Origin of the sequence: Actinophytocola sp. (genome assembly GCF_009379765.1) — a bacterium.
Classification (GTDB): domain Bacteria; phylum Actinomycetota; class Actinomycetes; order Mycobacteriales; family Pseudonocardiaceae; genus Actinophytocola.
The window spans coordinates 1-13,530 of record NZ_WHTD01000035.1 but is presented as its reverse complement, the minus strand read 5'-3'; the positions used below and the strand labels follow the sequence as shown (position 1 = coordinate 13,530).

10 protein-coding genes are annotated in these 13,530 nt (G+C 70.3%); 6 read left to right on the top strand and 4 right to left on the bottom strand.

The features are described from left to right. The first annotated feature begins 253 nt into the window (after positions 1-253). The 3 genes from GEV28_RS13315 to GEV28_RS13305 all read left to right on the top strand — a co-directional run bounded on the left by GEV28_RS13315 (position 254) and on the right by GEV28_RS13305 (position 3,652). Positions 254-823 (top strand): DUF5987 family protein, encoded by a 570-nt coding sequence (locus GEV28_RS13315; RefSeq protein ID WP_291412163.1) that lies wholly within the window; start codon positions 254-256, stop codon positions 821-823. After that, positions 820-2,448 (top strand): GMC family oxidoreductase, encoded by a 1,629-nt coding sequence (locus tag GEV28_RS13310; protein WP_291412161.1) that lies wholly within the window; start codon positions 820-822, stop codon positions 2,446-2,448. The genes GEV28_RS13315 and GEV28_RS13310 overlap by 4 nt, the downstream gene beginning before the upstream one ends. Positions 2,449-2,560: 112 nt before the next feature. Then, positions 2,561-3,652, top strand: coding sequence for a carboxymuconolactone decarboxylase family protein (locus tag GEV28_RS13305; protein WP_291412159.1), 1,092 nt, complete (start codon positions 2,561-2,563; stop codon positions 3,650-3,652). A gap of 32 nt (positions 3,653-3,684) precedes the next feature. Here the strand turns inward: GEV28_RS13305 and GEV28_RS13300 are convergent, their stop codons facing one another. Then, a complete protein-coding gene (locus GEV28_RS13300; RefSeq protein WP_291412157.1) occupies positions 3,685-4,488 on the bottom strand; it encodes an AfsR/SARP family transcriptional regulator in 804 nt (267 codons plus the stop codon). A 1-nt stretch (position 4,489) separates the two neighbouring features. Then, positions 4,490-5,011: a hypothetical protein gene (locus GEV28_RS13295; RefSeq protein ID WP_291412155.1), complete on the bottom strand. Its 522-nt coding sequence runs from the start codon at positions 5,009-5,011 to the stop codon at positions 4,490-4,492. 298 nt (positions 5,012-5,309) lie between these two features. Between GEV28_RS13295 and GEV28_RS13290 the strand changes: the two genes are divergently transcribed. Next, complete coding sequence (locus GEV28_RS13290) at positions 5,310-6,629, top strand: cation:proton antiporter (protein ID WP_291412153.1); 1,320 nt, start codon at positions 5,310-5,312, stop codon at positions 6,627-6,629. Positions 6,630-6,851: 222 nt separating this feature from the next. Here the strand turns inward: GEV28_RS13290 and GEV28_RS13285 are convergent, their stop codons facing one another. Next, the gene (locus GEV28_RS13285; protein WP_291412151.1) at positions 6,852-7,574 is read right to left on the bottom strand and encodes a helix-turn-helix domain-containing protein; all 723 of its coding nucleotides are present in this window, start codon (positions 7,572-7,574) and stop codon (positions 6,852-6,854) included. Between the two features lie 392 nt (positions 7,575-7,966). Between GEV28_RS13285 and GEV28_RS13280 the strand changes: the two genes are divergently transcribed. Both GEV28_RS13280 and GEV28_RS13275 read left to right on the top strand, forming a co-directional pair. Further along, positions 7,967-8,407 (top strand): winged helix-turn-helix domain-containing protein, encoded by a 441-nt coding sequence (locus GEV28_RS13280; RefSeq protein ID WP_367115098.1) that lies wholly within the window; start codon positions 7,967-7,969, stop codon positions 8,405-8,407. Further along, positions 8,326-11,034 (top strand): BTAD domain-containing putative transcriptional regulator, encoded by a 2,709-nt coding sequence (locus GEV28_RS13275; RefSeq protein ID WP_291412149.1) that lies wholly within the window; start codon positions 8,326-8,328, stop codon positions 11,032-11,034. The genes GEV28_RS13280 and GEV28_RS13275 overlap by 82 nt, the downstream gene beginning before the upstream one ends. Before the next feature lie 64 nt (positions 11,035-11,098). Here the strand turns inward: GEV28_RS13275 and GEV28_RS13270 are convergent, their stop codons facing one another. Next, the gene (locus tag GEV28_RS13270; protein ID WP_291412147.1) at positions 11,099-13,375 is read right to left on the bottom strand and encodes an acyltransferase domain-containing protein; all 2,277 of its coding nucleotides are present in this window, start codon (positions 13,373-13,375) and stop codon (positions 11,099-11,101) included. Between the last annotated feature and the right edge of the window lie 155 nt (positions 13,376-13,530).

Here is a 13,530-nt window from a genome sequence, read left to right as displayed (position 1 = left end):
ATGGATGACAACGATGTTCCTTCCGGGCTCGACGGCGCGACCAGTGTCAGGTCAACATCACTCCAGAACCGCTCAAGAACGTACTGAACATGCAGGCCAGCGCCTGTTCCCCCCGAGCCGTGCGAGTGGGCACTGGGGAAGATGCGCCAGTCGTGCGGAACCGCCCAGGATGAGGCCACCGGAACGGGTTGTGTGCCTCCGGAAAAGCCATTTTCGTGGCCCAACCGGCGGTGTCCGCGAGACAGGAGGAGCGGTGGGAGCAGGCGCCGAATTCGACGATCAGATCCAGACGATCACACTGGAGGCGTTCGCGGACACGATCGTTCCCGGCGTCAAACGCACGCCGGACGATCGCGCGATCGCCGGGGTGTGTGACGACCCGGGTGCGGTCGAGGCGGGTGCGCTCGAGTTGCTCGCCACCCCGGCCACCGGCGTGACCGACGGTCTCGCCCCGCTGTCGCAGGCGTTGAACGGGCACGCCGAGGCCTACGCCGCACGGCACGAGTTGGACCTCGATGTCGACGTGCCGCCGTTCGTCGCACTGTCCTATGAGGACCGGGTGGCCCTGGTGGCCGAGCTGACCGCGCCGGGCCACCCGGAGAAGGACGGCTGGGTGCTGCTCGCCCTGTTCTCGAACATGGCCTACGACAGCGCCGCGCACCGCAGCACCGCCGAGGCGCTCGCCGAGGGGCACCCGGGCCTGCTCGCGATGGGCTTCGCCAAGCCCGACGAGGACGGGCTGTGGCGGTTCCCCGACTTCAGCTACGGCCTGGAGCTGGCGAAGCGACACCCCAACACGACGGCATCCGGGAGTCCCGAATGAGCGCCACGGAATCCACCGACGTCCTGGTCGTCGGCAGCGGCTTCGGCGGGTCCATCGCGGCGTACCACCTGGCCGCCGGCGGGGCGAAGGTCACCGTGCTGGAGCGCGGACCCTGGTTGCAGGGCAAGGACTTCGACCACGACTACCTCCTCGGCAAGTCATACACGCGGGTGTTCGACTTCACGGCCGGCGACGGGATGAGCGTGCTCGGCGGCAACTGCGTCGGCGGCGGCAGCGTCGTGTACTTCGCCGCGCTGCCCCGCGCGCCACGGTTCGTCTTCGAGCGGCACGGCTCGATCGGCCGCCGGATGTGGCCCGCCTCGATCAACCGGGACGCCCTCGATCCGTGGTACGACCGGGTGTCCGAGGCGATGCCGGTCAGCCAGCAGGACTGGAACGACGTCTCCTACTCGGGCGGGTTGTGGGCCGCGGCCTGCAACCACTCCGGCCGCACGGTCAACCCGGTTCCGGTCGGCATCGACACCGGCAAATGCACCAACTGCAACTGGATGATGGCCGGCTGCCGGTTCGACGCCAAACGGTCGCTGCTGCTCAACTACCTCCCGGCGGCACTCGCGCACGGCACCGAGATCCGCCCACTGCACGAGGTGCAGCGGATCGCGCGCACCGAGGACGGTGGCTACCGGGTGCACTACAACCACATCGACGAGGAGGACTACCGGGTCACCACCGGCTCCGGCGTGATCGACGCGAAGATCGTCGTCCTCGCGGCGGGCGCCGGCGCCACCCCGGTGATCCTGCAGCGCTCGGCCGAGACACTCGGCGAGATGCCGCATGCGGTCGGCCGCTACTTCTCCGGCAACGGCGAGCGGCTCAACACCGCGATCATCAACGAGGAGCGGGTCGGCGAGCTGCTCGGCCTGCGGCGCCCGAACGGCTCGGTGTACGAGGCCAACCAGATCGGCAAGGGACCGGTCGCCGCGTGCTGGGACTTCTTGGATGCCGCGCGGCCGGAGTTCTCCCGGTTCTCCATGGAACAGCTGTACTTCCCGCCCGGTCTCGGCACGATCCTCGCCCAGGCGCCGGGCGCCACCGGGCCGGCCTGGTTCGGCAAGGAGAAGAAGGAGATCCTCAAGCGCTGGCGCTCGTGGCTCACGATCTTCCTGATGACCGAGGACAACAACGAGGGAGTCTTCGGCCCGCCGCCGCCGACCGGCAACGCGTACCGGATCTCCCAGCAGATGCTCGGCCGCGGCTCGTTGCGCTACGACCCGACCCCGCATACCCTGCGCGGCTGGGCGGAGGCCGACGGCGAGGTCAAGCAGATCCTCGAGAAGGACGGCCTGGCGACGGTCGCGCCGTGGACCAACGACCTCGTCGGCGCGTACACGGTGCACCCGCTGGCGTCGTGCCGGATCGGCGACGACCCGGCCACCTCCGCGCTCGACGACCGGCACGAGCTGCGTGGTCATCCCGGCATCTTCGTGACCGACGGCTCGGCGGTGCCCTGCGCGCTGACCGTGAACCCGGCGCTGACCATCGCCGCGCTGACGGAGCGGGCGGTGCCCGGGATCGTCCGGGCGGCGCGGGACCGCGGTGTCGACGTGACGTACGGGGCGCCGCTGCCGACCGCGGCGGCCACCCGCCCCACGACCGCCGCGTGACCGCCCCACCGGCGGTCCAGGGCGAGCCGGGTTTGCGCACGTTGCGAGAACGTGTGCGGCGCCGGCTCGCCCTACGGTGAGATCACGTACTCGGTGGACCAAGGGAGCGCAGATGACGGGGAGGCTGATCCGCACCGCGCTGCGGTCGGCGCTGAACGGCGTCAGGTACGTCGCTCCGGTACGCCCGCGCGCCGCTACCGGGTCGACCGCCGCGGTCTACCGCCAGTTGGAGCACGACTTCGGCATGCTGGCTCCACCGATCGCCCTGCACTCGCCTGCCCCGGCCGTGCTGGCCGCGGCCTGGACGATGCTGCGTGAGTCCCTGGTCGTGACCACGTCGGTGAGCCGGGTGACCAAGGAGGCCGTGGCGGCCGCGGTGTCGCTCGGCAACGCATGCCCGTACTGCGTGGAGGTACACAGTGCGGCCCTCGGTGGGCTCCATGTCGGCCCGGAATCGGGCGCGCTCGCCGCGGGCGAGCTTGCCGGGATCGCTGACCCCGGCATCCGCGCCGTGGCCACCTGGGCGCGGGAGAGCGGCACCCGGCTCGGTGCCGCCGGCCGCCGCCGGCCGTTTCCCGCGGCGCACGCGCCGCAGCTGCTCGGCGTGGCGGTGGCCTTTCAGTATCTCAACCGCATGGTGCACGTGTTTCTCGGTGAGTCCCCGCTGCCGCCCCAAGTGCCGGCCGGGGCGCGCGGGCCGGCCGACCGGTTCCTCGGCCGCTTCCTACGCGGGCCCGCATTACGCGGTGCCCGTCCCGGCGAGTCGGTGGCGCTGCTGGCGCCCGCGCCGTTGGCTGAGGACCTCGCGTGGGCGGCGGGGGACAGGCACGTCGCCGAGGCGTTCGGCCGGGCCGCCGCGGCCGTCGATGGGGCGGCGCGGCGATCGGTACCGGTCACGGTGCGCGAGCTGGTCGCCGCCGAACTGTCGGACTGGGACGGCGAGCCGGCCGGGCTGTCCCGAGCCTGGGTCGAGGCGCCGGCCCTCGGGCTGCCGGCCGCGGACCGCGCGGCCGGCCGGCTGGCGCTGCTCGTCGCCAAGGCGGCCTACCAGGTCGACGGGGAGACCGTCGAGGCTTACCGCCGGACCCAGCCGGCGGACGATGCCCTGATCGAGCTCGTCTCGTGGGCAGCTCTCGCCGCGGCGCGGCACGCCGGCGGCTGGCTCGCCGGCCAGGAACCGGACCAGGTGACCCACGCCGCCTGAGCCGCGTCGGGCGGCGCCATCGATGTCTGCGGTCAACCGTTGAGCGCGAGGCTCGGGTCGTTCATCATCGCGTCGCCGGTGAGAATCGCCTGGTGCAGCCGCCGCGCTTGGGGCGAGGGCGCCACGCCCAACTGCTCCCTCATGTCCGTGTGCAGCCGCCGGTAGACCCCCAGCGCCTGGCTCTGCCGCCCCGACCGGTACAGGGCCACCATGTGCTGGATGCTGAAGTTCTCCAGCAGCGGATACCGCACGCACAGCGCACCCAGCTCGCCGAGCAGCTGGTGGTGCCGGCCCAGATTGAGGTCGGCCTCGATCCGCAGGTGCGTGTCGCCGAGCCGGTTCTCCTCCAACCGCAACGCCTCGACGGCCAGCACCGGGCCGGTCGGCACATCGGCCAGCGCCGCGCCTTGCCACAGCCGCAGCGCCGCCCCCAACGTCCGGGAGGCCGTCTCGTGGTCCCCCGCGTTCGCCGCCTGCCGGCCGGCTGCGGACAGCCGGTCGTAGCGGACGGCGTCCACGTCCTCCGGTGCCACGTTCAACAGGTAGCCGGCCCGGTGGGTGATCAGGATGTCCTTCGACGTCACGTCACCGCGACCGGTGAGTGCGTGTTGCAGCTTTCTCCGCAACTTCAAAATGTAGGTGTGCAACGTCGGTATCCCGCTGCGCGGTGGATCGCAGTCCCAGATCTCGCTTGTCAGCGCGGGCACGGTGACCACGTGGCCGGCGTTGAGTGCGAGCATCGCCAGCAGTTGGCTCGGCTTGCTCGCGGTCGGAACGATCGAGACACCACCGACCGAGACATCGAGGGGACCGAGCACCCTGATTTCGATTCGCATCTCACGTCTCCCTCCTCGATGCCGGCTCGAACATGGATCCGCGCGGCTCGATGTCGTGCCGCAGCACGTCGCGTGCGGTCGAGGCCAGCTCGGCCAGTTCGTCGGCGAAGTCCGGCGCCGCCGTGTGTTCGGTGAGCCAGCTCAGGTGGATCGCCAGGAACGAGGTCAGCCGGCGGATGCTCAGCTCGTCCGGGCCGGTGACGCCGCGCTCCCCGGTCACCAGCCCGCACCAGGACGCGAGCACCCCGAGAATGTCGGAACGGATCGCCACCACGGTGTCGGTCAGCTCGGTTCCGCGCGCCCCGTGGTCGCCGGCCTGCTCCCGGATGTGGTGGCGCATGTCGAGCATGTGGGCACACAGCTCGTACAGGGCCGGCAGCTCGACCAGGTTCTCCTCCACCTGGTTCCGGCACCGGATGCAGAGCTGGCGACCGGCGGCGACCCGTGGCGGAAGGCGGTCGCCGTCGTGCTGCCGGCTCGCGCAGATCGGCTCGTCCCGCTGGTTGTACCCAATCCCGGCCATGGTCGTTGCCTCCTGTCGCGGATCACAACGTGAGCGTCGTGCTCGTCTCCCTCACCGGTCGAACGAGCAGTCGATGCGCTCAATCTTCTCGGTACCGCTACCCGGGGCCTTTCGGAGAACTATCGGCCGGCGATAAGCGCGTGTGCGTGCTGGAATGCCGACCATCGCGACAGCACGCGGTGATACGCGTGGACAAGCGTTCTGCTGCCACTCTGGATCTCGGGGACCGGCAGCCGACCGGTCCGGTTGAGCGGCGGTGGGAGCGGGCATGATCTTGGCGACGGGACCGGTGGCTCCGATGAGTGCGCACCAAGTTCTGGTCTTCGTCGTGGCGATCGGTCTGTTGCTCGGATCCGCGTTGGCACTCGGTCAGCTGGCGCGGCGGCTGGGCATGCCGGCGGTCGTCGGTGAGCTCTGCGTCGGCGTTCTGCTCGGCCCTTCGGTGCTCGGCCATCTCGCTCCCGGCGTCTCGGCCTGGCTGCTGCCCCCCGACCCGAGCCAGATGCACCTGATCGACGCGGTCGGTCAGCTCGGGGTGCTTCTGCTGGTCGGCGTGACCGGCATCAACGTCGACCTGAAGTTGTTGCGGCGCAGGGCGGGCACTACCGCGTGGGTGGGCGCGAGCGCGTTGCTCCTACCGTTGGCATGCGGTGTCGCGATCGGCTTCGTCCTGCCCTTGGAGCTGATGGCCGACGGCACCGACCGCACCGCCTTCGCGATGTTCGTCGGGGTCGCGCTATCAGTGAGCGCGATCCCGGTCATCGCCAAGACGCTGCTCGAGATGCGCCTGTTGTACCGAGACATCGGCCAGCTGATCATCGGCACTTCCACGATCGACGACATAGTCGGCTGGCTGCTGCTGTCCGTGGTGTCCGCCATGGCGACAGTTGGCATGCGCGCTGACCAGATGCTGCTGTCCGTCGGGTTCGTGGTGGGGGCGCTGGTGTTCTGCTTCGTGGTCGCGCGGCCGGTGGGCGCGCTGCTGCGGCTGTCGGTCCGGTCGAAGGAACCAGGCGTGGTCGTGGCCGTCACCGTGCTGCTGCTGTTGGCCTTCGCCGCGGGCACCCAGGCGCTCGGTATGGAGGCGATCCTCGGCGCGCTGCTCGGCGGCGTCGTGATCGGTTCGTCGACGTGGTTGGACCGGGAGCGGCTGGCCGCGTTGCAGACGTTCGTCATGGCCGTGCTGGCTCCGGTGTTCTTCGCGACGGCCGGGTTGCGCATGGATCTCACCGCGCTCAGGCATCCGGCGGTGCTCGTCCCGGCGGTGCTGGTGCTGGTGACCGCGATACTCGCGAAGTTCGCCGGGGCCTACATCGGTGCCCGCCTCGCACGACTCGGCCACTGGGACGCCGTAGCCCTCGGCGCCGGGCTCAACGCGCGCGGCGTGATAGTGGTGGTCATGGCCATCGTGGGGCTGCAACTGGGAGTGCTGACCACCGCGATGTACACGATCGTCGTGCTGGTGGCGATCATCACCTCCCTGCTTGTGCCGCCGATGCTGCGTATCGCGGTCAGGCACATTGAGGTGACCGATGAGGAGGCGGCGCGGGAGTTCGAGTTCCGGCTCGCCGGCCGGGAGACCGGCGAGCCTCCGTCCCAGCCGGCGGCGGCCGCCTGACCAGCACGTCGGACGACCGCGACAAAGGACGACCACCACAAACGACGACCGACACGACAAGACGGGCAGATGCCGATCGGTGCCGATCGGCATCTGCCCACGGATCGGTCGGGCCGTCCCGGCTACGCCCGCATTCTCTGCGCGCTGCTCCGGACATCGGCCGGGTGCGGCCGCCGGGCCGCTACCGGGGTGCCGCCCGGAAACGAATCGCTCTCCACGACCTCAGGCGGCAACCGGGGTAGGCAGCTTCGGCAGCTGGAACAGCTCGACGAACCTGGTCAGCAGCTCCGGCTCACCGGTCATCGTCACCTGCCCGCTGTTCAGCGCCTCCGCGGCGGTCACCTCGCCGGTGAGCATGCTCTTGAGCAACGGGCCGCTGTCGATCACCGCGTCGGCGCCGGCGAGCGGGCCGGGGCTCACCTCCAGAGAGCCGTTGTCGATCACGGCATGCACCACGGTCTCGCCGACGTGCAGCTCGTAGCTGATCTTGTCCGCGCGCGCGGCGTCGGCGAGGAACGTCGCACGCAACGCCACCGTGAGCGAGTCCTCGGTGATGATGTCCTCCGGCCGGGGCGCGGCGAGCGCGATCGCGCCCCACCGGCCCAGCGCCAGGAGCACGTCCTCGACGGCCTGCCCGTACTCGGTGAGCTCGAAGACGGCCTCGTCCGGGTCCTGCGTGTCGTCCTGGCGGCGAACCACGCCGCTGTACTCCAACTCCTTGAGGCGCATGGCAAGCAGCCTCGCCGAGATTCGTGGTAGGCCGCCGTGCAGCTCAGCAGCGGTCTTCGGGCTCACCAACAGGTCGCGCAGGATCAGCAGACCCCAGCGCTCGCCGATCATCTCGGCGGCCCTGGACAACCCGCAGTACTGGCCATAGGTGCCCCGGGTGACGCTTTGCAGCTCCGACACGACCGTCTCGAGCTGGGTGGGTTCCGAGCCGTTCACGTTGAGTCGGAAGATGTCGTTGGAGATCGTTACGCCGTCCCGGTCTAATACGACTTTCCAGCTGGATTCAGGCATTGCCTTGTTCCCATCTGCTCAGCGCGATTGAGGCGATGTCCGACGGGGTGGCGTCGATCCGTCCGGACCGGAGCTCGATCCGTCCTGTTCTATGCTGTGGCACGACCGCTGCGCGACGCATCTTCCGCTTTGCTGTCGCGGCGTGTGCGATGAACGGCCGATAGGGCATACTCTATTCGGACTATTCCGCCGGGAAGGTCTCGCTGGTATGAGAAACTGATTTGCTGAATACCACTGTCGACAACCGCGGAGGCCGGCCGGCGGCAAACAGGTTGGGGGAAGCGTTGGGATTGCGACTCTTAGGTCCATTGGAGTACGTGCACAACGGCGTCGAGTTGGATCTGGGGGGATCCAGGCAGCGGGTGGTCCTTGCGATGCTCGGGCTGAACGCCAGTCGGGTCATGCCGACCGAACAGCTCATCGACGCCGTCTGGAACACCGAACCACCGACCACCGCCAGGGCGCAGATCCAGATCTGTGTCTCCGGCTTGCGCAAGGTGCTGACCGACGCGGGCGCACCGATGACCATCCGAACCCGGGCGCCGGGCTACGTGCTGGAGGTCCCGTCCGGAGAGCTGGACACCGAACAGTTCACCGGGCTGGTCGAGGCGGCCCGTGGGCACGTCGAGGTCGACCGAAGTCCGAGGCGGTCGCGACCCTGCGCAGCGCGCTGGCGTTGTGGCGCGGCCCGGCGCTCGCCGGGGTACAAAGCGACCTCGTGTGCCGGAGTGCCGCGCTACTCGACGGCTCGCGGCTGATCGCGATCATGGACCGCGTCCGGCTCGACCTCGAGCTCGGCCGGCACGAGGAGGTCGTCGGCGAGTTGACGGCGCTCGTCGGGGAGCATTCGTTGCGCGAGCGGCTACACGAGTACCTCATGCTCGCGCTCTACCGGTCCGGCCGGCAGGCCGAGGCCCTGGAGGTCTGTCGGCGGGTCCGCACGACGCTCGTCGATGAGCTGGGCATCGAGCCGGGCGAGCGCTTGCAGCAGTTGGAGAGATCGATCCTCAACCGGGATCCGGCCCTGGACTTCAAGGCGGCCGGCGTGGGCTCGGCGGTCGGCAAGCCGGCCAAGGCGACGGAGCACCACCACGTGGTGCCGCGCAGGCTGCCGGCCAGCATCGGCGACTTCACCGGTCGCGACGGGCAGCTGGCCGAGATCAGGTGGGCGCTGAGCGACGACGCGGAGTCGACAGTCGCCCGGTACGGCACCCGCATAGTCGCGATCTCCGGCAAGGGCGGTGTCGGCAAGTCGACGCTGGCCATCCGGGTCGCGCATGAGCTGCGGGAGCTCTATCCGGACGGCCATCTCTACGGCGACCTGGAGGCGCCCAACGGTGAGGACCGGACGGGTGGGGTGCTCGCCCGCTTCCTGCGCGCGCTCGGTGTCGACGGCTCGGCGATCCCGGAGGACCTGGAGGAGCAGGCCGACATGTACCGCAGCCGCCTCGCCGGCAAGCGGGTGCTGGTCGTGCTCGACGGGGCGGCCGACGAGGACCAGATTCGGCCGCTGCTGCCGGCCGAGTCCAGCTGCGCGGTGCTGGTCACCAGCCGAGCCCGGCTGAGCGGGCTGCCCGGCGCCCACCACGTCCAGGTGGATGTCTTCGACGTCGAGCTGTCCCTGGAGATGCTCGGCAAGATCGTCGGCCGGGACCGGGTGAATGCCGAGCAGGAGGCCGCGGTCGAGCTGGCCAACTTCTGCGGCGGGCTACCGCTCGCGATGCGGATCGCTGGCGCGCGGCTGGCCTCGCGCCCGCACTGGCGGCTCGACATCCTGGTCACGCGGCTGCGTGGCACCGCCCACCGGCTGGACGAGCTGCGTTACCGCGGGCTGGAGCTCCGGTCGAGTATCGGCCTGACCTACCGCGCGCTGCCCGCCATGGCGCAGCGGTTGTTCCGATTGTTCGCGTTGATCACGACACAGGACTTCCCGGAGTGGACGGCGACCGCGCTGCTCGACATCAATCCCTACGACGCCGCTGAGGTGTTGGAAAGCCTGGTCGAGGCGCAGCTGCTGGACACCGTGCGGTATCCGGGCGAGCAGCTGCGGTTCCGGTTCCACGACCTTATCCGGGTCTACGCCACCGAACGGCTGTTCGCCGACGAGTCCGAGGCCAGCCGCCAGAGCACCGTCCAGCGGCTGCTCGGGGGATGGCTGGCGTACGCCGAGCAGGCGCACCGCAAGGAGTACGGCGGCGACTACACAATCCTGCACGGGCTGGCGCCCCGCTGGCACCCGGGCGGCGACGTGGTGGAGATCAACGACCCGATGGCGTGGCTGGAGGTGGAGCGCCGCTCGCTGGTGTTCGCCGTGCACCTCGCCGCCGAGTCCGGCCTGGACGAGACGTGCTGGGACCTCGCGCTCACCTCCGTGACGTTGTTCGAGGTCAAGGGCTACTTCGACGACTGGCGGGAAACCGCCGAGCTAGCGCTTGCCGCCACCGAGCGGGCCGGCAACCGCCGTGGACAGGCGGCGACGCTGTACTCGCTCGGCACGATGCGGATGCATCAGACGCGGCTCGCCGAGGCGGAGCAATGTTTCGAGTCGGCGCTGACGTTGTTCGGCGAGGACGGCGACGAGCACGGCCGTGCGCTCGTGCTGCGTAACGCGGCGACCGTGGACCGGCTGCGCAACCGGGTCGGCGCGATGATCGAGAAGTACAGCGAAGCCTTGGCGGGGATGCGGGCGGTCGGGGACCAGGTCGGCGAGGCGCACGTCCTGCAGAGCCTCGCGAAGGTGTGGATCGACGAGGGGGACGTCGACCGTGCCCGAGAGCTGTTGGAGTCCGCGCTGGCTGTCTGCCAACGGGTCAAGTACATGCGCGGCGAGGCGCAGGTCCTGAACCGGTTCGCCGAGCTGTACATCGACACCAACCAGGTCGAGCAGGCGCACCAGTCGTTGAACAAAGTCCTGCTCATCGTCCGGAACATAGGTGACCGGATCGGCGAGGCGTACGCGCTGTACCGGCTGGGGGTGGTGCGGCAGCGAACCGGCCGGCTGGACAACGCCGAGACCACCATGCAGCACGCGCTGTTGCTGTCGCGACGGGTCGGCGAGCGGTTGGTCGAGGGCCAGGCGCTCTACTCGCTCGGCGAAATCGCGCTCGCCAAGGGGTTGGAATCGGCCGGCGCCGAGTACGTCGTCGAGGCTCGGGGGGTGTTCGACGAGCTCGGCGCCACCGTCTGGTACGCCAAGGCGCTGATCTTGCTGTCGGATGTCTACCAGGGCCGGGGTGAGCTCGACCGGGCTCGTCGCGATGTGGATGAAGCGATCGGCCTGCTGAACACGGTCGACTCGATGGAGGCCGCGCGGCTGCGGGTCAGGCTCGAGACGGCCCGATCCGTGCTGTCGTCCAGCGGGCGGGGCGGCGAGCAGCACTGCTGAGATGGACAGGTTTGTCAGAGTGCGTGCGCAACGGCCACCCTGACGGCCACCCCTGCGCGGGACACTAGGCCGCTGGGAACTCCTGGTCCGCCCCGCGGGACGAGACGATCAGCTCGCAGAGATAGGCCGCGATCGAGGTGGCGCTCGGGCGGTCCCAGAGCAGGCCGATCGGTAGCGGGAGGTGGAACCGCCTGGCCAGCCGGTGGCGGATCGACTCGCCGAGCAGCGAGTCGACTCCCATCTCGGCGAGCGGGCGGTGCGCGTCGAGCTCGTCGGGATGAAGCCGTAGCTCGGCGCGGACGACATCGCACACCAGCGACTCGACGCGGTCGGCCAGTTCGGGCTCCGGCACGTCGAGCCAACCAGCGGCCGCGGGCTCCGCCGCCTCGCCGGCCGGCTCGTGGCTCGCCGCCTGCTGGACCACACCGAACCCCACTCCGGAGAGCCGGGCGACGACGAAGCCGTCCAGGTCCGCGATCTCCACGTCGACGTCGACGTCGTTCGCCTGGCCCCGTACCCACCGAACGTCGACCAGGTGAATGCCGATCAGGGCCTCGGGCGGTGGGTCACCGTGCACGACGACCGCACGTAGCCGGCCGGGCATGCGCAGCCGCGGCGGGCCTGGGAAGACGATCGGGGCCGCCGACAGTGCCGCGTCGAACAGCGAGCCCCACGTCGTGGTGTCCATCACCGTGCCCGGGTCCGCGGCGACCCGCGCGACGAGGTGCTTGGGGGCGCGGCCGACCTCCAGTACCCGCCAGGGAAAGCCGATCCCGACCACACCGATCGCGTGCAGCCGGTCCATGACGCAGTCCGGGTCGAGCGTCTCGGCGAGAATGTTCGCAAGCCGGCCGGCCGCACCATCGGTGCGCGCCACCGCCGCCGTGGCGTGCGTGAGCCAGGCCTGGTCGTTCGCGTGGTCGGCGAGGCGCGAACTCAGGCGAAGGGTGCCGTCCTGCCGGACGACCTGCACGTCGCGCCGCGTGGTCACCGCGACCGGCGCCCGCAGCACGACATCGGCGAGGCCGCCCGATCCGGCCGCGGCGAGGAAGGTGGTCAACACCACGGCGGCCGGTAGGATCTCCGTGCCGAGAACCTGGTGCCCGCCGGGATAGGGACGACTCGAGTCGTCGAGACGGGTCTGCCACAGCGAGACGGGGGCGGTGCCCTGTACGGCGACGTGGGTGCCGAGCACGGTGTGGCTGTCCACGTCGTGGCTCAGCCGCCCCTGCGGAGTCGACGGGGTCTCCGCCCAGTAGCGCCGGTGCTGCCACGCGGTCGTGGGCAGGTCCGCCGGTTCGCGGGTGGGGTGCAGTGCTGACCAGTCCACCGGTATCCCGAGGCAGTGCAGCGTGCCCAGGTTGCTGAGCAGCGTCTCCCGTTCCGGCTGTGCCCGGCGCAGCGTGGGAACCACGACGCCGTCCACGCCGCGAGCCGCCAGCGTCTCCAAGACCGAGTGGGCCACCACCGGGTGCGTCGACACCTCGACGAAGACGCGGTGTCCGTCCTCGGCGGCCGCGGCCACCGCCTGGGCGAACCGGACCGGGTTGCGTAGGTTGGCGGCCCAGTATCCGGCGCCGCGAGGTGCGACGGCCCTGGGGTCGTCCAGTGCGGTGGTGTAGACGGGGATCGTGCCGTCGTGCGCGGCCATGTCGGCGACCCCGGCGAGCAGGTCGGGAACGAGCCTGTCCATGTGCCCGCTGTGGAAGGCCACGTCGGAGTCGACCCGACGCGGCACCAGTCCCTCGGAGCGCCACTGGTCGATGAGGCGATCCACGACGGGGATGCTCCCGCTGATCACCGTCGACGTCGGTGCCGCGGCGATCGCGGCGGCCACGTCCGCGGTGCCCGCCAGCCGGGCCGCAGCCTCCTCGAAAGGGAGGTTCACCAGCACCATCGCTCCCTCGCCCGCCACCCGCCGCAGCAGCGTCGACCTGCGGCAAACCAGCCTGGCGGCGGTGGCGAGGTCGAGCATGCCCGCGGCAACCGCCGCCGCGATCTCGCCGACGGAGTGGCCGATGATTGCCGCGGGCTCCACTCCGTAGCTCCGCCAGATCCTGGCGAGGCCGACCTGCATGGCGAAGATCATGGCCTGGATCTGCCCGACGTCCCCGAGGTCGGCGCCGCACACGACCTGCCGAGGGGAGATACCCAGCTCCGTGGCGAAGACCTCCTCGAGCTCGTCGAAGGTCTCACCCAGCGCAGGCTCGTCCCGCAGCAGGTCACGGCCCATCCCGTGCCACTGCGCGCCATGCCCGGAGAACACCCACACCGGATGCGGGGACACCGCTTCCCGAACCCGGCCGGAGCTGACGCCCGTGGCGGCCCGGCCCGCGGCCACGTGCCCGAGCCGGGCGGTAAGGGCTTGGAAATGAACAACACGCTCAACTGGGTGTGTCGGTCGGGCTGATGGTGTAGTTCCATTCGCCGTGCCACTCGTGTGGGGTCAGATACCGCGCGAGGAGTGTTCTCATCTCACGATCGGTGATCTTGATG

Bases quoted from the DNA above. Each gene is read 5' to 3' on its own strand.
- GEV28_RS13290 (WP_291412153.1), top strand. From the start codon at position 5,310: ATGAGTGCGCACCAAGTTCTGGTCTTCGTCGTGGCGATCGGTCTGTTG.
- GEV28_RS13295 (WP_291412155.1), bottom strand. From the start codon at position 5,011: ATGGCCGGGATTGGGTACAACCAGCGGGACGAGCCGATCTGCGCGAGC.
- GEV28_RS13310 (WP_291412161.1), top strand. From the start codon at position 820: ATGAGCGCCACGGAATCCACCGACGTCCTGGTCGTCGGCAGCGGCTTC.
- GEV28_RS13305 (WP_291412159.1), top strand. From the start codon at position 2,561: ATGACGGGGAGGCTGATCCGCACCGCGCTGCGGTCGGCGCTGAACGGC.
- GEV28_RS13300 (WP_291412157.1), bottom strand. From the start codon at position 4,488: ATGCGAATCGAAATCAGGGTGCTCGGTCCCCTCGATGTCTCGGTCGGT.